The sequence below is a fragment of the Streptococcus sanguinis SK1 = NCTC 7863 genome (assembly GCF_000194945.1).
Classification (GTDB): Bacteria; Bacillota; Bacilli; order Lactobacillales; family Streptococcaceae; genus Streptococcus; species Streptococcus sanguinis.
On the sequence record NZ_GL878507.1, the window covers coordinates 814427 to 833587 of the forward strand.

At 41.5% G+C, this 19161-nt stretch carries 22 protein-coding genes and 1 pseudogene; all 23 read right to left on the reverse strand.

What is annotated here, in order from left to right; translation table 11 throughout:
- Positions 1 to 7 precede the first annotated feature (7 nt).
- The 23 genes and pseudogenes from HMPREF9378_RS0110885 to HMPREF9378_RS06790 all read right to left on the reverse strand — a co-directional run bounded on the left by HMPREF9378_RS0110885 (position 8) and on the right by HMPREF9378_RS06790 (position 19129).
- Positions 8 to 1350 (reverse strand): annotated as a pseudogene (locus HMPREF9378_RS0110885) (hypothetical protein).
- Entirely contained in the window at positions 1341 to 1970 is a 630-nt protein-coding gene (locus HMPREF9378_RS06900) for a hypothetical protein (RefSeq protein WP_032909734.1), read from the reverse strand. Before HMPREF9378_RS06900 ends, HMPREF9378_RS0110885 begins: the two are co-directional and overlap by 10 nt.
- Before the next feature lie 268 nt (positions 1971 to 2238).
- A complete protein-coding gene (locus tag HMPREF9378_RS06890) occupies positions 2239 to 2868 on the reverse strand; it encodes a hypothetical protein (RefSeq protein WP_002913663.1) in 630 nt (209 codons plus the stop codon).
- Positions 2869 to 3125: 257 nt separating this feature from the next.
- Entirely contained in the window at positions 3126 to 3668 is a 543-nt protein-coding gene (locus HMPREF9378_RS06885; RefSeq protein WP_002913664.1) for a hypothetical protein, read from the reverse strand.
- A gap of 128 nt (positions 3669 to 3796) precedes the next feature.
- A complete protein-coding gene (locus HMPREF9378_RS06880) occupies positions 3797 to 4387 on the reverse strand; it encodes a hypothetical protein (RefSeq protein WP_002913665.1) in 591 nt (196 codons plus the stop codon).
- 158 nt (positions 4388 to 4545) lie between these two features.
- Positions 4546 to 5199 (reverse strand): phosphate signaling complex protein PhoU, encoded by a 654-nt coding sequence (gene phoU, locus HMPREF9378_RS06875; protein WP_002895767.1) that lies wholly within the window; start codon positions 5197 to 5199, stop codon positions 4546 to 4548.
- 14 nt (positions 5200 to 5213) lie between these two features.
- Complete coding sequence (gene pstB, locus HMPREF9378_RS06870) at positions 5214 to 5972, reverse strand: phosphate ABC transporter ATP-binding protein PstB (RefSeq protein ID WP_009660526.1); 759 nt, start codon at positions 5970 to 5972, stop codon at positions 5214 to 5216.
- A gap of 75 nt (positions 5973 to 6047) precedes the next feature.
- Positions 6048 to 6851 carry a phosphate ABC transporter ATP-binding protein PstB gene (gene pstB / locus HMPREF9378_RS06865; protein ID WP_002895769.1) on the reverse strand — a complete coding sequence of 268 codons (804 nt, stop codon included), beginning with the start codon at positions 6849 to 6851 and terminating at the stop codon, positions 6048 to 6050.
- Positions 6852 to 6861: 10 nt separating this feature from the next.
- Positions 6862 to 7746, reverse strand: a complete 885-nt coding sequence (gene pstA, locus HMPREF9378_RS06860) for a phosphate ABC transporter permease PstA (RefSeq protein WP_002913666.1) — start codon at positions 7744 to 7746, stop codon at positions 6862 to 6864.
- Positions 7736 to 8653 (reverse strand): phosphate ABC transporter permease subunit PstC, encoded by a 918-nt coding sequence (gene pstC / locus HMPREF9378_RS06855; protein WP_002895771.1) that lies wholly within the window; start codon positions 8651 to 8653, stop codon positions 7736 to 7738. The genes pstA and pstC overlap by 11 nt, the downstream gene beginning before the upstream one ends.
- Entirely contained in the window at positions 8650 to 9531 is an 882-nt protein-coding gene (locus HMPREF9378_RS06850; protein ID WP_002897767.1) for a phosphate ABC transporter substrate-binding protein PstS family protein, read from the reverse strand. Before HMPREF9378_RS06850 ends, pstC begins: the two co-directional genes overlap by 4 nt.
- Positions 9532 to 9662: 131 nt before the next feature.
- Positions 9663 to 10967 carry an RsmF rRNA methyltransferase first C-terminal domain-containing protein gene (locus HMPREF9378_RS06845; RefSeq protein WP_002913667.1) on the reverse strand — a complete coding sequence of 435 codons (1305 nt, stop codon included), beginning with the start codon at positions 10965 to 10967 and terminating at the stop codon, positions 9663 to 9665.
- Positions 10968 to 11738 (reverse strand): inositol monophosphatase family protein, encoded by a 771-nt coding sequence (locus HMPREF9378_RS06840; protein WP_023916108.1) that lies wholly within the window; start codon positions 11736 to 11738, stop codon positions 10968 to 10970.
- Complete coding sequence (locus HMPREF9378_RS06835; RefSeq protein WP_002897770.1) at positions 11728 to 12006, reverse strand: UPF0223 family protein; 279 nt, start codon at positions 12004 to 12006, stop codon at positions 11728 to 11730. The genes HMPREF9378_RS06840 and HMPREF9378_RS06835 overlap by 11 nt, the downstream gene beginning before the upstream one ends.
- Positions 12007 to 12008: 2 nt before the next feature.
- Positions 12009 to 12410 (reverse strand): Spx/MgsR family RNA polymerase-binding regulatory protein, encoded by a 402-nt coding sequence (locus HMPREF9378_RS06830; RefSeq protein WP_002906786.1) that lies wholly within the window; start codon positions 12408 to 12410, stop codon positions 12009 to 12011.
- Positions 12411 to 12521: 111 nt separating this feature from the next.
- The gene (locus HMPREF9378_RS06825; protein WP_023916106.1) at positions 12522 to 13451 is read right to left on the reverse strand and encodes a bifunctional riboflavin kinase/FAD synthetase; all 930 of its coding nucleotides are present in this window, start codon (positions 13449 to 13451) and stop codon (positions 12522 to 12524) included.
- 248 nt (positions 13452 to 13699) lie between these two features.
- Complete coding sequence (gene truB / locus HMPREF9378_RS06820; RefSeq protein ID WP_002900581.1) at positions 13700 to 14578, reverse strand: tRNA pseudouridine(55) synthase TruB; 879 nt, start codon at positions 14576 to 14578, stop codon at positions 13700 to 13702.
- A 3-nt stretch (positions 14579 to 14581) separates the two neighbouring features.
- Complete coding sequence (locus HMPREF9378_RS06815; protein ID WP_002900582.1) at positions 14582 to 15388, reverse strand: alpha/beta fold hydrolase; 807 nt, start codon at positions 15386 to 15388, stop codon at positions 14582 to 14584.
- A 391-nt stretch (positions 15389 to 15779) separates the two neighbouring features.
- Positions 15780 to 16577 (reverse strand): hypothetical protein, encoded by a 798-nt coding sequence (locus tag HMPREF9378_RS06810; protein WP_002913670.1) that lies wholly within the window; start codon positions 16575 to 16577, stop codon positions 15780 to 15782.
- Complete coding sequence (locus HMPREF9378_RS06805) at positions 16558 to 17019, reverse strand: GNAT family N-acetyltransferase (RefSeq protein WP_002900584.1); 462 nt, start codon at positions 17017 to 17019, stop codon at positions 16558 to 16560. Before HMPREF9378_RS06805 ends, HMPREF9378_RS06810 begins: the two co-directional genes overlap by 20 nt.
- The gene (locus HMPREF9378_RS06800; RefSeq protein WP_002900585.1) at positions 17016 to 17402 is read right to left on the reverse strand and encodes a hypothetical protein; all 387 of its coding nucleotides are present in this window, start codon (positions 17400 to 17402) and stop codon (positions 17016 to 17018) included. Before HMPREF9378_RS06800 ends, HMPREF9378_RS06805 begins: the two co-directional genes overlap by 4 nt.
- A 5-nt stretch (positions 17403 to 17407) precedes the next feature.
- Complete coding sequence (locus HMPREF9378_RS06795; protein WP_002900586.1) at positions 17408 to 18676, reverse strand: DUF2130 domain-containing protein; 1269 nt, start codon at positions 18674 to 18676, stop codon at positions 17408 to 17410.
- 30 nt (positions 18677 to 18706) lie between these two features.
- On the reverse strand, positions 18707 to 19129 hold the full coding sequence (locus HMPREF9378_RS06790) for a hypothetical protein (RefSeq protein ID WP_002900587.1): 423 nt from the start codon (positions 19127 to 19129) through the stop codon (positions 18707 to 18709).
- Positions 19130 to 19161 lie beyond the last annotated feature (32 nt).

The following is a 19161-nucleotide window of genomic DNA, read 5'->3' on the forward strand; positions in this document are numbered from 1 at the left end:
TTTCCTCCTATTTTTTTGTGAAAATCTGGGCGCCTTTTTGATCAATCGCTACGATATTATCAGCGGCCTTGTTTAAATTACCAGCGATTTCCGTCATTTTAGTCGTATATTCACTTGCTGAGGCGAGAGTAGAGGCTTCTGTTCCGCCATTCCAAGTTTTGGATAAGGTCAGTTCAGACAAGAGATCTTCTACTTCTCCAGATGAAAGGTTGTGAGCTAATGTAAAAGATGCGTTTCTTAGTTCTGAGATGTGCGCCTCAACTTTTGATTTTGCACTTGCTAACTTATCTTTAATCTCTTGCTCATAGACCTCAGCTTGAAGCTGAGCAGTTTGAGCACTTGTACGAACGAGTTCCTCTCTTAAACTAATTGTTTTGTCGCCAGAACTGGTTCTTAACGAGGCATGCAATTCATCAATGTATTCTCTATTTATAGCGATTAAATCCTGCTTAGAAGGCTCAGGAGCGAAGTCTCCATATTCCTTTAAATACTCAAGGACATAATGATCAGGATTTTTTTTGCATAGTCTAATCCATAATTTGCGGTTGCGGCATTTATTTCGTACATTTTTGCTTTAAGTTTTGCAATCTTTTTGACTTGCTTTTCGGTCATGCCAGAGCAGAAAAGACCATTTTTTTCATACCATTCAAAATCTGGCCTATTACCTTTAATCTTTGGTAACCCAGCATTATGATGTTTTCCCTCTACAGTAAATACTTTTCCATACGGAATGTTCCCTCCATGACCATCCCAACTTGTTAAATCTTTCCCTTGATCACTGTATGAATGTAAATGTTTATTAATATATGCTAATTCTTCATCACTAATACCTCTATAGTCGGCTGTATTTTTTGTCAACGAATTCCACGCACCCCAGTCCATGAAATTTGTAATCTTTCGGACTTTCATTTCCGCAGCTACTTTAGCAACTGCTGGTCCCGCTTGACTAAATCCCGACATATTACTGATATCAACTTCTTGTCCTTTGCCAGCCATTTTTTTAGCACTAGCTAATGATTGATTATAAAATTCTCGAACGTCCTTTGTCTGTTCTGTTAATTGATTTCTTGCCATTACTGCATTGAATCCAGATTCTAAAACATGATTATTAATATCTCCGTTAGGTGCCTGAGTTCCAGCTACCACGATGGTCGTTTGACTGTAGTCTGGTTGTCCTTGCTTATTAAGAGGCGCAACGGCAATGGCTTGGGTGGTTTCGTTGACTTCGTTGATTAAGACATATTTTTGTCCTCCCCTTTTTAACGAAAAATCTTCACCAACATCATGGTCTTTAATTATTTTTAGAACTCTTGTTTGCAATTGCTGTACCTGTTCATCATTCAACGCCATTCCCACTCATTTCCTTTCCTAATTTCTGTATTATAGGCAACTTCTGCTTCTAGGCTGCCTTTTTCACTTTTAACCACATCTTTTAGTTGTCCATCTTTAACAAGTGCTTCAATATTTTCATCCATTGCGGGGTTGATTGTTAATTTAGCTTTTGGAGGCAAACTTTTGTAATTCGTTATATCAAGAAATTTACCATCTACATCAATTTCAATCACTTCCTCATCAAAACCATTAAAATCTAACCGTAGATCTCCTAAAAGACCGTAGCTTGCATATCCATGCTTACCAACTTTTCGCCCTAAATAAGCCTTATTCCCATGATTGTCATAAATTACGGGAACGATATTAGCATCGAACATAGTCTGCCCATCCCCACCTTGCACAAAAATTGGTGAAAACTCAATTTTACTAACTCCTGAATAGTGTTCTTTGATATAAGTTGCTAGTTGTTCTTCCAACAAACGAAATCCGCGTTTGTAAAGTTTTACTCCTTTATCGTCTAAAACATCACTAACATTATACGGCGAGTTTTGATGTTCAATCCATTTTGTCATACAGTATCCCCCTCCTGAAACTAAGGTAATTAATACAGCTATAATTGCAAGTTGTTTTTTCTTCATTAACTGTCACCTCTATATCTAAATGAAAACGAATCCATTTTTTCTGTTTATAGTATATCACAATATTGTATTTTTTGCCGAGTACTTCTGCCATATTATCCATAAACAGAAACCTCCCCATTTAATCAAAGATTATCCCCATTCTGAATAACTCCCTCTTTTAATTTATAAGTTGTAGTCTAATTTCGGCATTCGGACTTCCTACATCTGATTCCTTAACATCTTTTAGCCTTACTAAGTGTTATTTAATATAAACAATGCCATTCTGTCAACGCCAATCCAAATAGTCTCCTTTCTTAATTTCTGTATTATAGACAATTTCCGCTTTTTGACTACCTTTTTCACTTTTAACCACATCTTTTAGTTGACCAGCATTGACAAGCGCTTCTATATTTTCATCCATTTCTTTAACAGAATTAAGTTTTACATTTTCAGGTAAACATTTACTATCAGATATATCAATAAATTCACTACCAACTCTTATTTCAATGATTTCTTCATCCCAGCCATTAAAATCGAGTCTAATACTACTAAAATCATCATAATGAGCAAATGTTTGATTTCCAATTTTTTTACCTAAATACGCCTTATCTCCATATTCATCATAAACTATAGGAACAATATTGGCATGAAACATATATCGTCCGTCACCTCCTCGAACTAGTATAGGTGAAAATTCTATTTTAGTGACTCCGGAATAGTGCTCTTTAATGTAAGTTGCCAGTTGTTCTTCCAACAAACGAAATCCTCGTTTGTAAAGTTTCACTCCTTTGTCGTCTAAAACATCACTAACATTATATGGAGAGTTTTTGTGTTCAATCCATTTTGTCATACAATATACTCCTCCTGAAATTAAAACTATAAGAACTGCAATGATCGCAAATTTTTTTTTCTTCATTGTTTACCTACCTCACACCTTTATGAAAACGCTTTCATTTTTTATTTATAGTATATCATAATATTTCTAGTCATACCATTATTTCTGGTTTCATTCATTTTTTATAAAAGCGCTCTCAATTATCTGTTTATAATACCTGGAGTCTTTTACATAAAAAAGTTTTATTTCAAATCCTATAAATAACTTCGCTTTCATTCTTTACGTCTTTCTTAAGATCTAACTACATTCTTCGAACCTCTTGATCGGGCAAAGCCACATCATTCTTCCTCTTTACTTAGCTTAACATTGTAAATGATTTCAGCTTCTGGGCTTCCTTTTTCATCCTTAACAACATCCTTTAACTGACTGTCTTCAACCAATAAAGAAATATTTTCATCTGTACTTCTAGCCTTCGTGAGCCCTGAACCATCAAAATCAAGAAATGTATGAGTAAGCAAACCATAGCTATTAGGTGTGTAGTTCTCTATTGTTGTTCCTAATGTTGCTTTATTCCCATATTTATCATAAATCGTCGGACGTACATAGGCATTTAGCATAGAACCACCATTATCCCCTTCAATATAAATCGGAGAAAATTTAATCTTCTCAATACCTTTATAGTGTTCTTTGAAATAGGTTCCATATTGTTCTTCTAAGAGTCGAAAGCCTCGCTGATAGAGCTTGGTTGTTTTGGGACCTAAGTTAGGTTTTGTTAGTTTGTTGTATATATAGATTCCGCCTGAAATTACAATGAATAGAATTGTTAAAACAATAATAATCTTCTTTTTCACTAATATACCTCCATTATAACGCGTTTTCATAGTTCTTTTCTAATAGAATAGCATAATACCTTAGTATTGTCATATAAAATCTTTTCATTATTTTTAGCAAACTTCTATCCTCAACTACCTAAGAAAATAGTTGTATTTGTCGCTTAGTTCACGCCACATCATCCTTCCTCTTTGCTTAGTTTAACATTGTAAATAATCTGTGCTTCTGGGCTTCCTTTTTCATCCTTAATAACATCCTTTAACTGACCGTATTCAACTAATAATTCCATATTCAAATCAATCCCTTTAGCTCTTGTGAGTTTAGCTTCATCAGGTAAATGTTGCGCGTTAGAAACATCAATGTTATTCCCGTTTGAGTCCTTTAAATCTATAGCTTCATTTCCACCTCCATCAAAATTAAGAATTATATGTGAGACGATACCAAAGCTACTTGGATACACATTATTAACTTTAGTGCCAAGAGTGGCTTTATTTCCATGCTTATCATAAATAGTTGGACGGATATAGACATTTGAGAAAGTTGACCCTTCCTCAGTAACGTAGATTGGGGAAAACTCAATCTTTTCAAGCCCTGAGTAATGCTCTTTTATATAAGTTCCTAGTTGCTCTTCCAGAAGTCTAAAGCCTCGCTGATAGAGCTTGGTTGTTTTGGGGCTAAAGTTAGGTTTGGTTAGTTTGTTGTATATATAGATTCCGCCTGAACCTAACATGACCAAAACAGTAATCATTATAAGGATCTTTTTCTTCATAAATATTCTCCATTATGTACCCATATAAAAATATATAAATTTTAACTCTACTCTTGTAGTATAACATAGTTAGTTGTAAGTTAAAACACAAAACAGAATGCTAACCATACTTGAGATTATACAAAAAAGACACGAAATAAATCGTACCTTTTTTATCATCACAACTCAATAATTTTACCTGTTTCAAAGTAAACAACCCATTCACAGATATTCTTGGCATAGTCGCCGATTCGTTCCAAGTAAGAGATAACTTGGAAGTAGTCACGGCCAGTCACAATCAGCTCTGGATTTTGTTTGATTTCCTCAGTAGCGAGATCGCGAATATCATCAAAGTATTGGTTGATTTTCTCATCCATCGCTGCTACGGCATAAGCTTGGTCTACATTTCCATTGAGGTAGACGTTCAGGGTTTCTTCGACGAAGTTCTTAACATCGCGACCCATCTTGCTGATGGCATCTTCTACAGACTCGATGCGAACTTCTCCCTTCATCCGAACAGTAGCTTTGGCGATAGATACGGCGTGGTCACCCATGCGTTCCAAATCACTGCTGGCTTTCAACACGGTAATAACGGTTCGCAAATCCTGAGACACAGGCTGCTGCAAAGCGATGATTTCTAGAGATTTCTTCTCCAGTTTGACTTCGTATTCATTGACTTCAGCGTCGTCTTCAATGACCTGACGAGCCAGTTCACGGTCATGTGTGACAAAGGCACGCACCGTCCGGTTAATCTGCGATAGGACTTCGTTTCCCATCGCGTAGAATTGATTATGAAGTTTTTCTAAATCTTCTTCAAATTGTACTCTAAGCATAAGATTCCTTTCTGTTATCCGAATTTACCAGTAATGTAATCTTCGGTCTCTTTATGGGCTGGATTGAGGAACATCTTCTTGGTTTCATTAAATTCAATCAAGTCTCCACCAAGGAAGAAGCCGGTCTTTTCAGAAATCCGAGACGCCTGCTGCATGGAGCGAGTGACCAAAAGCATGGTATATTTGTCTTTCAGGCTGTAGAGGGTTTCCTCGATTTTCCCAGCTGAGATTGGATCCAAGGCTGATGTCGGCTCGTCCAAGAGAATGATCTTAGGACTAGTAGCTAGCACGCGAGCCACACAAACCCGTTGCTGCTGACCACCGGAAAGACCGATAGCGGAATCATGCAGACGGTCCTTGACCTCGTCCCAGATAGAAGCACCAATAAGGGAGCGCTCTACTGCTTCGTCTAAAACTGCCTTGTCCTTAACACCATTAATCCGAAGTCCATAGACCACATTTTCATAGATGGTCATAGGGAAAGGATTGGGCTGCTGGAAGACCATTCCGATTTCCTTGCGAAGCTCTACCGTATCTGTCCTCGGACCATAGATATTGTGACTGTTATAAATGACCGTTCCTGTAGTTGTTACTTCTGGATTCAGGTCGCCCATTCGGTTGATAGCCTTGAGCAAGGTTGACTTACCTGAGCCTGACGGTCCAATCAAAGCCGTAATCTCATTTGGCATGAAATCAAGTGAAACGCTATTAAGGGCTTTCTTTTTATTATAATAAACCGACAAGTCCTTGACTTGCAAAATAGGTTCTGTCATACGTTTTTCCTTCATTTTATTTTACATTCAACCAAAGACTAAGCTTGTTGAATCGTGATGAATACGGACAGCTGCTTAACCAAAATGACCTGAAACATAGTCATTAGTGGACTGAAGCTTAGCGTTTTGGAAAATATTAGCCGTCTTATCATACTCAATCAAGTCGCCCAGATAGAAGAATCCAGTGTAGTCACTAGCACGGGCAGCCTGCTGCATATTGTGGGTCACAATGATAATGGTATAGTTGTTCTTAAGTTCGAACATGGTTTCTTCCAGCTGCATGGTCGCAATCGGATCCAAGGCTGACGCTGGCTCATCCATGAGCAGAATGTTTGGCTTGACCGAGATAGCACGGGCAATGCAGAGCCGCTGCTGCTGACCGCCAGAGAGAGTCAGGGCTGACTTGTGCAAGTCATCTTTGACCTGGTCCCAAAGAGCTGCTTGCTTGAGCGAAGTCTCCACAATCTCATCCAAAACCTTTCTATCTCTGACACCAGCCCGTTCATGGGCAAAGGTGATATTTCGATAGATAGACTTGGCAAAAGGATTTGGTCTCTGGAAAACCATGCCGATATGCTTGCGCATTTCATAAACATTGATTTCAGGGCGATTGACATCAATCCCCTCATAGAGAATCTCTCCAGTCACATTGGCAATATCAATGGTATCGTTCATGCGGTTGAGGCTGCGAAGATAGGTTGATTTACCTGATCCAGAGGGGCCAATCAAAGCAGTGATTTTGTTTTTTTCAAACTGCATATCAATGCCCTTGATGGATTCCTTTTTACCGTAGTAAACATGCAAATCCTTGGTCGACAGGGCTACCTTTTCTTCAGGAAAAGTAATGATATGTTTTTCATTCCAATTATATTCTGTCATTTCTTCTCCTTTAAGCAGAGGTTAATTTCTTATGCAGATAGCTGCCCAGTTTGCGGGCTCCCAGATTGAAAATCAAAATGAAGATCAGGAGAACTGCTGCTGAACCAGCAGAAACAGCTGTGCCATCAGGAATAGTTCCTTCACTGTTGACCTTCCAGATATGGACAGCCAAGGTTTCAGCCTGACGGAAGATAGAGATAGGGCTGGTAACGCTGAAAATATTCCAGTTGGACCAGTCAAGAGCCGGCGCTGACTGACCTGCTGTATAAATCAAGGCTGCTGCCTCACCAAAGATACGACCGGAAGCTAGTACAATCCCTGTCACAATACTAGGCAAAGCTTCTGGGATGACCACATGCAGGACCGTTTCCCATCGGGAAATTCCCAAGGCCAAACCAGCTTCACGCTGGGTATGATGGACATGGCGCAGACTGTCTTCGACATTGCGAGTCATCTGTGGCAGATTAAAGACAGTCAGAGCCAAGGCACCAGAAATGATTGAGAAGCCATACTCAAACTGGACAACAAAAATCAAATAACCAAAGAGCCCAACTACTACCGAAGGCAGGGAAGACAGAATTTCAATACAGGTGCGGACAAAGTTGGTCACTGGTCCTTTCTTAGCATATTCTGACAGATAAACCCCAGCCCCCATAGAAAGAGGCACAGAGATAATCAGAGTAATCACTAGCAGAAAGAAGGAATTATATAGCTGAATCCCAATACCGCCTCCTGCTTGGTAAGAAGAGGATTTCCCTGTCAAAAAAGACCAGGAAACATGCGGAAGACCTCTAACTAAGATATAGAGGATAAGAGAGGCAAGGATGGCAACAATGATACTCGCTATTGTGTAGAGAATACCAGTCGCCAATTTATCTAATTTCTTAGCGTGCATAGTTTTTCTTACCTCTTTCTTTTGTAATTAGTTTAATCACACTGTTAAAGGCTAAGCTCATCATCAAGAGCACCAGAGCCAAAGACCAGAGAACGTTATTGTCCACTGTTCCCATAACGGTATTTCCGATTCCCATGGTCAGGACAGAGGTCAGTGTAGCTGCTGGTGTTGTCAAAGAGGTTGGAATCACCGCAGAGTTCCCAACGACCATTTGGATAGCTAGGGCTTCACCAAAGGCACGTGCCATTCCAAAGACCACAGCTGTAAAGATACCTGAGCGAGCAGCCTTGAGTGTTACCCGCCAAATGGTCTGCCAGCGCGTTGCGCCCATAGCCAGACTAGCTTCACGATAGTGACGTGGCACAGCACGCAGACTGTCCGTCGTCATAAAGGTTACTGTCGGCAAAATCATAACAAAGAGCACAAAAATACCAGACAAAATCCCAAAACCAGTACCGCCAAAGACTGTACGGACAAAAGGAACCACGATTTGCAGACCGATAAATCCATAAACAACAGACGGAATACCAACTAAAAGCTCAATAGCCGGTTGCAATATCTTTGCTCCTTTTGGAGAAACCTCTGTCATAAAGACAGCAGCTCCAATCGCAAAGGGAGTTGCTATCAGGGCTGACAGAATGGTAACGATAAAGGAGCCTAAAATCATTGGCAGGGCACCAAATTCCTTACCAGAAGGATTCCAGACACCACCAAAAAGAAAATCAAAAACATTAACGCCGTTGACAAAGAAAGTAGATAGACCTTTCTGAGCAACGAAGATTAGAATCATAGCCACAATCACCACAATCAGTGACAGACAGGCAAAAGTCAGATAGCGGCCAAACTTCTCCAAGCGAGAATTTTTAGAAGGCGATAACAACTTTTTGGTTAATTCCTCATTTTTCATTTTGAATCTCCTTCTATTGCTGTGACATTCCCATCAGCGTCCTTGCTGACTTTCATATCGTTGATTGAGATATAGCCCATGCTGGTAACTACCCCTTTTTGAACATCATCTGACAGCATATAGTCCAGAAACTCAGCTGCCAGACCAGTCGGCTTGCCCAGTGTATACATATGCTCATAAGACCAGAGCGACCAATTATTGGTAGCAACATTCTCTGCTGTTGGTTCGTAGTTGTTGAGTTTCAAGGTTTTTACAGACTCATCAACATAAGCAAAGGCAAGGTAAGAAATCGCACCAGGAGTTTGCGAAACGATATTTTTCACCATACCGTTGGAATCCTGCTCTTGACTCTGCACAGCTGATTTCCCATCCATGATGACACTGTCAAAGGTTGCTCGGGAACCAGAGCTAGCAGCACGATTGATAATCGAAATCTCCAAGTCCTTACCGCCCAGCTCTTTCCAGTTGGTGATTTCACCAGTGAAAATTTTCTGCAGCTGCTCGGACGTTAGATTATCCACGTCAACTTCTTTATTGACAATCACAGCAATACCAGCCACAGCGACCTTATGGTCCACCAAGTCAGACGCTTTGATTCCTTCCTTCTCTTCAGCGAAAACATCCGAGTTCCCGATTTCAACAGCTCCTGACTGCACTTGAGACAGACCTGTACCAGATCCACCACCCTGAACATTGACTGTTTTACCGATGTTGTTAGAGCCAAAGTCATCAGCTGCCGCTTCAACTAAAGGCTGCAAAGCAGTTGACCCTACTGCTGTCATAGATTCACCACGGTCAATCCATGATGAACAAGCTGATAAGGTGAGTCCTAAGCCCAGAGCTGTCAGCGCTAAAGCAAATTTTTTCAATTTGTTCAAAAGATTTCTCCTTTAATAAAATCAAGAGGATGGGAAGTATCTTTAGTATTTCTTACTTAGCAGAAAGAAGCTTTTTTTCAATACATTCACATCTTCAACTATATCATATAATACCAGCTTTTCCTAATATTTTATCTAAATCTCAGGCCTTTTGGGAAATAATTTTTCAGGGTTTTTCCAGTGACTTTTGCAAAGCCCAGGCCGTTTCCGCCAAGGACTAGTTGGTACCAGCCGTTTGGCTTCGTTTCTGCCAGTTCAATCGTCTCGCCAGCCACATATTTCTTGAAGTCCTGATTATTTATTTCAACTCGATTTAGAACTTCGCTGGGCTTCATAGCCAAGCCTAGGGCAAAGCTAGGCTCAAAGCGATTCTTCTTAAACCTTCCTAGATGCAAACCGTTACGAGCAATCTTTAGCTTGGACAGGTCTGGCAGGCCAGAAGGCAACAAATAAAGATTGTCCCCAAAGGTCTGCAAGTCTCCGGTCAAGACTTTTTTTAAATGCTTGCTCTCAAAGTCCTGCCATAGCTTTCTTTGCTCGCTCGTCAAACGATTCTTACCTGATTTAATCTTCTTGCTACAATTCTCACCAGTAAAGCGAAAGTGAGCTGCAAACTGACCTTCACCTTTGAAGCGATGCGGATACATCCGAGCTGTCTCAGGAAAGCCAATCCCTTCAGTCATCCCGTTTATCTTAGGAATATCAATCAATTCAAGAGGAAATTCTTCCAATAACCAAGCAACAATGTCTTCATTTTCCTCAGGAGCCCAAGTACAGGTCGAATAAACCAGACGACCATCCTTAGCAAGCATGCTCATAGCAGCTGTTAAAATCTCTCGCTGGAGCTGGGCGCATTGGGCTGGATAATCCGGAGTCCAATACTGGGTAGCATCCGGCTGCTTACGAAACATGCCCTCGCCCGAGCAAGGTGCATCTAAAACAATCAAGTCAAAATATCCGCTGAAAACCTGAGCCAGACGGTCAGCAGATTCATTGGTAACAAGCACATTTCTAGCACCAAAGCGCTCAATGTTCTCCACTAAGATTTTAGAGCGTTTACTATTGATTTCATTGGAGACCAGCAGGCCCGTATTATCTAAAAAAGATAAAAGATGAGTTGACTTGCCACCTGGTGCTGCCGCTAAATCTAGGACCTTCATACCCTTAGATGGCGCTGCTATCTGAGCCACCATCTGAGCTGCTGGCTCCTGCGAATAAACCAGACCAGTCACATGCTCAGCAGACTTGCCAGACACCTTGCCATAAAAGCCCCAGTCTGTCTGAGGAATGGCATCTGAGAAATTCTGTTGGCCTTCTTTCAGAGGATTGCTGCGAAAGGCCGAAATCGGCTCCTCGTCAAAAGTCGCAAAAAAGTCCGCCACTTCTGCGCCTAAAATCTGCTCATATTTTTCTTTAAAACCTTTAGGAAAGTCCATCTACTGCTTCCCCTTTTCTAAATAAGGCTTCAGAGCCGATAGTTTGCACTTAGGCGCCATCATGACAGGCTGCCGAGTCTGGAAATTTAGCTGACTGCCATCTAAGGTCTGGACGATAAAGCCTAGCTTTTCCGCCATAATCGAAGCCGCCGCATAATCCCAAGGCCAGTTGTAGGAAAAATAAGCCAAGAGGCCGCCAGACAGTACCTTGCTAAAGCTAATCCCAGCACTGCCATAAACCCGAACCCCTAAACATTCCCGAGCCAAGTTTGCCAAGCCCCAATCATTGGCTTGCAGCATACCGGCATTAGAAGCCATGAGAAAATCTTGAAAAGGCCGGTCCTCAAAAGCAGGAAGTTTTTGGTCGTTACAATAGACAGCAAAGTCTCCGCCACCATGATAGAGCTGGTCTCTAGTCACATCATAGATCAAGCCAAAACGACCAATGCCCTCTTCAAAATAGGCAATCATAACAGCAAAATCAGCCTTCTGAGTGATAAAGTTGGTGGTTCCGTCAATCGGATCGATCACCCAGACATTGCCATCAGTAATATTATGTCGGAGTCCATTTTCCTCTGCTAAAATAGCATCCTGCGGATAGCGGGCTAGAATCTTAGCCACCAAATCATCCTGAACCCTCCGGTCCATCTGGGTGACCAAGTCAGTGGCACTGGTCTTTTGACTCACATCCAAATCATCATAGAGATGTTCCCTCAAAAAAGCACCAGCTTGGTAGATGATTTCTTTAGCAAAATGAAATTTATTTTCCAAGAGAAATGCTTCCTTTACCTTTACTTTTTGCCTCTTGAACAGCACGATAAAGCGAATAACCGCTGACGTTTTCAAACTCACGGCCGATTCGCTTCTCTTGGCCCTTGCTAGGAACAACTTGCTTGAAAGCCGCATAGGACTTCAAGAGCTTTTCCGCTTGGACTTTCTGCTCATAAGCTGCTTCTACATCATTAAAAAAAGAGAGCACCGAAGCAAGCTCTTCAGTGCTCCACGATAAATCTAGTGGGTAACTATAATTTTTGTTCATCTTTACTGAATATCTGCCCGCATGGTTGCGGATCTTAACTCTTCCTTACGATAACTACGAGGCAGAAAAGCACGAATTTCATCCTCGTTAAAGCCGATTTGCATCCGTTTGCCGTCTAAAATAATTGGGCGTCGCAAAAGACTGGGATTTTCCTCAATCAACTGAATCAAGGTTGAAATGGACAAATCCTCCACATCCAAATCTAATTTCTGAAAAATTTTTGAGCGAGTTGAAATAATGTCGTCTGTACCGTTCTCTGTCAGAGAAAGAATGTGTTGCAATTCGGGAGCTGACAGAGGGCTCGTCATGATATTATGTTCCTGAAAGGGCACTTCATGATTTAGCAGCCAAGCACGCGCCTTACGGCAAGAAGTACAACTCGGCGATAAAAATAATGTAATCATGCGTTTCTCTTCTAATTCTGTATAATAACTACCTCTATTATACTAAATTTTATTTGGCTTGACTATATTTTTTTGAAAATTACTGCCGAATGTCATGAAAATATAAATTTTTCAACTATTTCGATAACCAGTCCAACTTCTAGCGATCCGTTCATCACTCTGCAGCTGAGCAATCAAGCTGTCAATACCATCAAACTTGACCATCTCGCGAATCTTATCCAGCCAGAAAATCCGAATGCTATCGCCATAGATATCCTGAGAAAAATCAAAGATATTGACCTCAAAACGGAGTTCATCACCGTCAAAAGTTACATTTTTCCCAACACTAGCCATACCACGATAGCGCTGACCATTGTGCTCAACATCCGCGACATAAACGCCATCTCCTGGAAGCAGGACTCGATCCAAAGGAGCTAGATTGGCTGTTGGATAGCCAATCGTCCGTCCTCTGGCATTACCATGAACCACAATACCACGAGTAGAAAGAGGGTATCCTAGCAATTCTTGAGTTTTCAGCATATCTCCGACAGTAATCGTCTCCCGAATCCGAGTGGAAGAAATTTTCCGATTATCCAGATTAACCGAAGGAACGATAACAATCTTACCGTTAAAATAATCTCTCAGCTCATGTGACTCTTTGCGGTCTGAGCCAAAATGATAGTCAAAACCAGCTACCACAGCCTTGGCGCGCAAACGAGACACGTACTTCTCAAAAAAGTCTCGGGCTGTATTCCCCGCAAAATGGCTAGTAAAATCAATCAGGTAAAGATAGTCAACACCTAGACTTTCCAGCTGCGCTATCCGGTCTTCAGGACTAGCCAGATGCAGCATGAGTTCAGGCTGATAGCGGACAAAGGCCAGCTTAGGAGACTCTGGGAAGGTTAGTACTGCAATCTTGAGACCTTGCTCCGTTGCAATCTCTCTCGCTTTCTCAAAGAGTGCCTGATGCCCCTTATGCAGTCCATCGAAATAGCCTAGAACAAGGACCGTATCTTCTGTCTGATCAATCCCTTTTTCATCTATAATTCTCTTGGTTATCATCATTCCTCTATTTTACTACGCATTTGCTATTTTTACAATATCCGTTCCGTGCTAAACTGCAAAATAATCAAAAAGATTTTTACCATTCTAAGACAGGATGTTTTTCAAAATCTGAAAAAGCAAAACAAAAGGACAGCAGTTGTGCAGTTGCTGTCCTTTTGTGAGGTTTAATGAAATCATTATAACATGCAAGCGCACATTTCATATTACAAAAGAGTAACAATCTTTTGACAATTCTACTGCGGATATTAAAGGAAGACTTTGCGGGGCTTGTAGGCAGCTTCCCGCTTTTCCAAAATGGCTACTAACTTCTCCTTATAAAAGCCAGCTAGCTCAGCTTCTTCTGACATCAAGCTGATAAAACGGCCGTTCCTCACGTCCTCAACTTGCTCGTCAGAAAGCTCAACCTTCACTAAATCTCCGATTCCTAATTCGAGTGGTTGGAGGAAGGACAAATCATCTACTGCTACTCGCTCTGCTATTTCATCCAAGGTCAAGGCATCATCTAAGCTCATACCTGCTGAGGAAGTCCGTGTCAGCTGGGACATGTGACTGGCAAAGCCAAGCTTGGCTCCCAAATCAACAGACAGGGTTCGGACATAGGTCCCCTTGCTGCACTTGACTCGAAAACAAAAGCGTGCTTGTTCACCTTCATAGGAAACCGGACTGGTACGCTCAAAACTATAGATGGTCACCTGCCGCTCTGGCCGCTCCACTTCTTGACCCGCCCTTGCATACTCATAAAGCTTGCGACCATTGACCTTGACTGCAGAATACATGGGCGGAATCTGGCGAATCTCACCAGTCATTGACTCCATCGCTTCATCAATGAGAGCTTCTTCTAAAAGCTCTGTCACTGGCGTCCGCTCTAGGAGGTCTCCACTGGCATCCTCTGTCGTTGTTGAGCAGCCTAGTGTAATCTCCCCCTCGTAGACCTTGCCTTCCTCCTGCATAAACTCGACCAAACGCGTCGCCTTGCCCACAGCAATCGGAAGCACCCCGACCACATCTGGATCCAAGGTTCCCCCATGACCAATTTTCTTGGTTTTTAAAATCTTTCGCAGCTTAAATACCGCATCATGCGAGGTCATACCCGCTTCTTTTCTTAAGTTGATAATTCCGTTCATTGGTTAACTTTCTAAAAATAGTAAAACTCTCTTTTGGAAATCCTTATGCCCTTCATAGAGTGCGTGACCACAGTCTGGCAAAATAGTGAGCTGGCTATCTTTGATATGGTGATGCAATTCGAGCGAAGCTTCTACACCTAGAACGTCATCTTCTTCTGCTCCGATAACTAGCGTAGAACAGTTGATCTTTTGCAGAACTACCAGACTATCATGTCTTAAGCAAGATGTGGCCTGAATAGCAATCCGATGTTTATCTTTAATGCGACCAAAGATTCCCATTATTCGATAAAGGTATTTAAACTTTCCAAAGGATTTAGGTGTATAAGAGTGACTTGCAATATCCAACATTAGTTCCTTATAGGATCCAGTCTGACTCAACTCAAGCCAGCGAGTAATCCGCTCCCTACCAAGATTGTTCAGTTTCGCAGTAGTAACTGTCAAAATTAATTTTTCAACTCTTTCTGGGAAATCTGCTGCCAACCATTGGGCAATCATACCACCTTGAGAAATTCCTAGGACAGCTACCGTTTTCAAACCTAAAACATCCATTGCTTCAGCTATATCAGTCGCCATATCTCGTGTTGTATAATTTTCTGGCAACTCATTGATTCTGCTAAAAACATACACTTGGTAAGCTGTTGCGAATTTCCTATAAGATAGAGCAAGCATTTGCGCCATTCCCTTAACAGTCGCCAAACCATCTCCTAGGCCTGGAATGATGAGCAGAGGCTTCTTCCCTTTTCCAAAGGTCACATAATCCATGCTCTTATCGTTAAAATGCAGGACATGATTTTTTGCGAGATAGACCATATTCAGAATCCTCTCAAAAGCTTACTTATAAGAATGGACCAAAACCAGTTGTTAGTTTTTCAAAGCCATGATTTTCGTAAAACTGATAGGCTCCCTGTCTAGCATCCGCAAGCCAACTGTTTAAGGTCAATACCTCGGTCACATTCTGACAGGACGATTAAGTAGCTGTTCGGCAGTTCGATTTACTTCATGACCACCTTCAAGTCCTAGTCAATCTCCCATCTCTGTCTTGACAAGCAAGGTCGGACAGGAAATCCTTGTCTGCTCTTGCATCATATTCTTGACAGGTCTGAGCCTGAATCAGCAGTCACTTTCTATTCTTGATTTTCTCCAAAAATTTCATCAGTTTATATGGATGTTAATGATTGACTTCAAAAACTTAACGAAACCGTCACACTTCTATCCGACTTTCAAAAATCTGATAAAGCTGTTCAAGGCGGCAGTCCTCAGTAGTCGTTATTTCTTCCTCCGATAGGAGAACATTTTCCAATATTGGAAAAAAACCTTGAGCCAGTTCCCGACTGTTCAGCCAATCTGTCATCTGCTGGTTAAAGGCAGGATTGTCCGAAAAAATATAGTCAAAGTGGGCATAATCCTTGGTGTAATAGTAGTAAATCTCCTCCAGAGCTAGTAGTGCCTTGATGGGATCAGCTTCCTCCAGCCAAAGACTCCTATCTAACAGATGGCTGGTTTCGAGGCCAGCCAGATCAAACATAACCAAATAAACCGCCACACCATCAGCTTGACTGGGTCTAAAATTAATCGTATCAAGGATAAACTGACGTGAGAAGCGCCGCATAAAATTTAACTCCTGTGGCTTCCAACTGTCACTTTCAAAGTGACACCGATCCAGATTAAGAGAATCATCGACTCTGATTTCAATGTAGTGAGCAGTCATCTCTAAAATCCGAGGCAGAAAATGCCTGATTTGGTAGTCGTCATCACTCTTATTAACCACCGCGTTGAGGTATTCATAGATTAACACCTCACTCAGTTCCCTGACAGGAATGGTTTGCAAAGCTCTGAGATTCTCCTCGGAGATGCAGACGGGGCAGGTACAAAGGGTCAGAGGAAAGTGTAAATCGCAATTAAACAGGGTGTAGGCCTCTTCTAAAAGGGCTTGCATAGCAGGGCTGAGGTCGGGCTCCTTCGGTATTTCCGGTCTAGTCTTAGCTTTTTTCTTTCCCATACTCATCCTCCTCTACATTAGCTAAGCTAGTCTGGCGAAAGCCATGTTTTTGGTAAAAAGCATGCGCAACCAACCGTTCATCATTAACGCCGTTGTTTAAGGCCATAGCTTTTGCACCATCTTGACTAGCTATCTTCTTGACCTTGTCCATCAGAGATGTCGCAATTCCTTGCCACCTGGCATTTCGACTGACCGCCAGAGCTAAGATCTGATAGTAGAAAGCTGTGGACACGAAAAAGTAAAGCTTGGCATAGCCAATAAAGCCAAGAATCTGAGATTCTTTCTCAGCAACTAAACAACCGTAAGCTGGATTAACAAGAATATCCCTGAGTCTGCTTTGCAATTCATCTTTTTCTGCTGAATAGCCCAATACTTTATACAGGGGCGGCAGAACTTTTGTGTCTTCTTTCTGATATTCTTGAACAGTCAATTGATCTATCATTTTTCTATTTTTCTTTCAAAATACTGCTTATAAATAGTTACCGCTATCTGACGTTTTTTCTTAATAACTAAGTCAGTCGCCTCTTCATCGTCCATAAATCCAATCCCTGAAAAAACTAACAAACCCAGTCCAAGATAAGGTAAATCCTTAACAGATAAGGACATCCCTTGAAAAAAGACTAAATAGCAAAGTACTAAAAAATAAACTACATTAGCTAACAGTACTTGTTTGCCTCGTTCAATCCAAATTTCTTTACGTAATTCGGAAGAAGCAGCTTGCCATTGCTGATTAAAAGTTTCCTTCCCTTCTTGTGGCAGTCTTTCTATAATTCGATCAATCTCAGCAAATTTGGTTGATTGTATCCAACGGGTTGTTAAGTCCATTTTTCTCACTCCTTCAAAGCTTCAAACTTAGCTTTCATGGTAGGATTTTTGCGCGTCATTTTTTTGACAGAGACGTCGTCCAGTTTGTTATTTGCTAAGCGCAGCTGGTTTTCAGAGGTCGTCAGGAACTTCTTGATTTCTTCCATCCGGCGGATGGCCTTATCAATCTCCTCGATAGCCTTGCCAAAGTTGGTCGAAGCGGACTGATAGTTCTTGGCGAAAGCTACTTTAAAGGCATCCAAATCTTCCTCAAAATGCGTAATATCAATATTCTGCTCCCGCACCAAGGCCAGTTCCTGCTTATACTGGAGCGAGTTGAGCGCAGCATTACGCAGGAGGGTAATCATGGGCAGAAAGAACTGAGGCCGGATAACATACATCTTCTCATAGGCATAAGATACATCGACAATACCCGAATTGTAGAGCTCGCTGTCAGCCTCAAGAAGTGTCACCAGAATAGCATACTCACAGCCTTTCTCCCGCCGATCCTTATCCAACTCTTTGAAGAAATGCTCATTTTTCTTCTTGGTCGCTGTCTCATCGCCTTCATTTTTCATCTCAAACATGATGGAGAGAATTTCCACGCCATTTTCATCCACCTCACGGTAAATGTAGTCACCCTTGCTGCCTGTTCTGGCATCATTGTCCTTGCCAAACTCAGCTCGTGGGAACATCCCCATACGGTTCTTGTTAAACTCGTACTCGCAGTGCTGTTCCAAACTCTCACCAATCATCTTAGTGGACTGCTTGGCTTTAAAATCCTTATAGAACTCTATGGTCTCATCTTTCTGCCGCAGCTCTACCTCATAGCGCTCTTTAAGCGAGGTCTGAGCCAAAGCTGCTTCCTTTTCTTGCAAGACTAGCTGGTTCTTAACCTCGTCTCGCTCTTTTTCCAGCGCAGATAAGGTCTTTTGCAGTTGATTTTCATGCTCCAAGCGCAGAGTAGTCAACTGACTTTCCAATTGCTGAACTTCCTTTTCCTTCTCCTGCAATTGAAGACTAGCTGCTTGCTCTGCCTCTTTCTTAGCCAACTCCTGCTGGGTCTCAAACTGAGCAATTTGACTTTGAAGATTGCTAATCTCCTGCTCTTTCTGCGATAGCAGGGCTTGTTGGGTATTCTGGAATTTTTGCTCTGCTAAAGCCAGCTCCTGCTCAATCCGAGCATGAATCTCCTTGTCAAACTCTGCAGTTCGAACCTGCGACAAAAGCTCACTGTACTGGCTCTCATTAACAGTAAAAACCTCCCCGCAGTTGGGACATTTGATTTCGTTCATAGGGTACCTCTTTCTCTGTAGTTAAACTCTTTATTCTTTTTCTTTTCCGACCCGACAGTTCATGCAGCCTTCATACATTATTTGGAGCTGACAAGGAAAAATCTTATTTCCCATTGATAATTCTCCCTGCCAAAGACACTTTTTATCACTGTAATATTCGTGAATAATTGTAATAATAAATTGCGGATATTCTTTTAGAAAATGTTCTAATGGATAGTAAACACCAGTGAATGCCCGATTTTCTTGACTGTCCAAAATGTAGATTTGACAATAATCAAGCTCAACATTTTCAAAGCAAATGCCAGCATCATAATACTTTTCGCCCTCCTGACTATAATCAATCATATAATCAAACTGAACATGCAAATGATTGCTTTCCAGCCAAATCTTCCGAGTGCTCAAATCATGCAAACTAAAGGCCCGGCCAGGAGGCCGCTTCTCTGCTCTTTCCATCTTTCTCCTATTTCTGCTCGTTAATCTTTATG

What these genes read in the sequence shown, in the direction of transcription:
- HMPREF9378_RS06835 (WP_002897770.1), bottom strand. Translation starts at nt 12,006, where the DNA reads ATGAACAAAAATTATAGTTACCCACTAGATTTATCGTGGAGCACTGAA.
- HMPREF9378_RS06880 (WP_002913665.1), bottom strand. Translation starts at nt 4,387, where the DNA reads ATGAAGAAAAAGATCCTTATAATGATTACTGTTTTGGTCATGTTAGGT.
- phoU (WP_002895767.1), bottom strand. Translation starts at nt 5,199, where the DNA reads ATGCTTAGAGTACAATTTGAAGAAGATTTAGAAAAACTTCATAATCAA.
- HMPREF9378_RS06805 (WP_002900584.1), bottom strand. Translation starts at nt 17,019, where the DNA reads ATGATAGATCAATTGACTGTTCAAGAATATCAGAAAGAAGACACAAAA.
- HMPREF9378_RS06795 (WP_002900586.1), bottom strand. Translation starts at nt 18,676, where the DNA reads ATGAACGAAATCAAATGTCCCAACTGCGGGGAGGTTTTTACTGTTAAT.
- HMPREF9378_RS06885 (WP_002913664.1), bottom strand. Translation starts at nt 3,668, where the DNA reads ATGAAAACGCGTTATAATGGAGGTATATTAGTGAAAAAGAAGATTATT.
- pstC (WP_002895771.1), bottom strand. Translation starts at nt 8,653, where the DNA reads ATGAAAAATGAGGAATTAACCAAAAAGTTGTTATCGCCTTCTAAAAAT.
- pstA (WP_002913666.1), bottom strand. Translation starts at nt 7,746, where the DNA reads ATGCACGCTAAGAAATTAGATAAATTGGCGACTGGTATTCTCTACACA.
- pstB (WP_002895769.1), bottom strand. Translation starts at nt 6,851, where the DNA reads ATGACAGAATATAATTGGAATGAAAAACATATCATTACTTTTCCTGAA.
- HMPREF9378_RS06900 (WP_032909734.1), bottom strand. Translation starts at nt 1,970, where the DNA reads ATGAAGAAAAAACAACTTGCAATTATAGCTGTATTAATTACCTTAGTT.
- HMPREF9378_RS06825 (WP_023916106.1), bottom strand. Translation starts at nt 13,451, where the DNA reads ATGATAACCAAGAGAATTATAGATGAAAAAGGGATTGATCAGACAGAA.
- HMPREF9378_RS06830 (WP_002906786.1), bottom strand. Translation starts at nt 12,410, where the DNA reads ATGATTACATTATTTTTATCGCCGAGTTGTACTTCTTGCCGTAAGGCG.
- HMPREF9378_RS06890 (WP_002913663.1), bottom strand. Translation starts at nt 2,868, where the DNA reads ATGAAGAAAAAAAAATTTGCGATCATTGCAGTTCTTATAGTTTTAATT.
- HMPREF9378_RS06810 (WP_002913670.1), bottom strand. Translation starts at nt 16,577, where the DNA reads ATGGGAAAGAAAAAAGCTAAGACTAGACCGGAAATACCGAAGGAGCCC.
- HMPREF9378_RS06800 (WP_002900585.1), bottom strand. Translation starts at nt 17,402, where the DNA reads ATGGACTTAACAACCCGTTGGATACAATCAACCAAATTTGCTGAGATT.
- HMPREF9378_RS06845 (WP_002913667.1), bottom strand. Translation starts at nt 10,967, where the DNA reads ATGGACTTTCCTAAAGGTTTTAAAGAAAAATATGAGCAGATTTTAGGC.
- truB (WP_002900581.1), bottom strand. Translation starts at nt 14,578, where the DNA reads ATGAACGGAATTATCAACTTAAGAAAAGAAGCGGGTATGACCTCGCAT.
- pstB (WP_009660526.1), bottom strand. Translation starts at nt 5,972, where the DNA reads ATGACAGAACCTATTTTGCAAGTCAAGGACTTGTCGGTTTATTATAAT.
- HMPREF9378_RS06790 (WP_002900587.1), bottom strand. Translation starts at nt 19,129, where the DNA reads ATGGAAAGAGCAGAGAAGCGGCCTCCTGGCCGGGCCTTTAGTTTGCAT.
- HMPREF9378_RS06815 (WP_002900582.1), bottom strand. Translation starts at nt 15,388, where the DNA reads ATGGTCTATCTCGCAAAAAATCATGTCCTGCATTTTAACGATAAGAGC.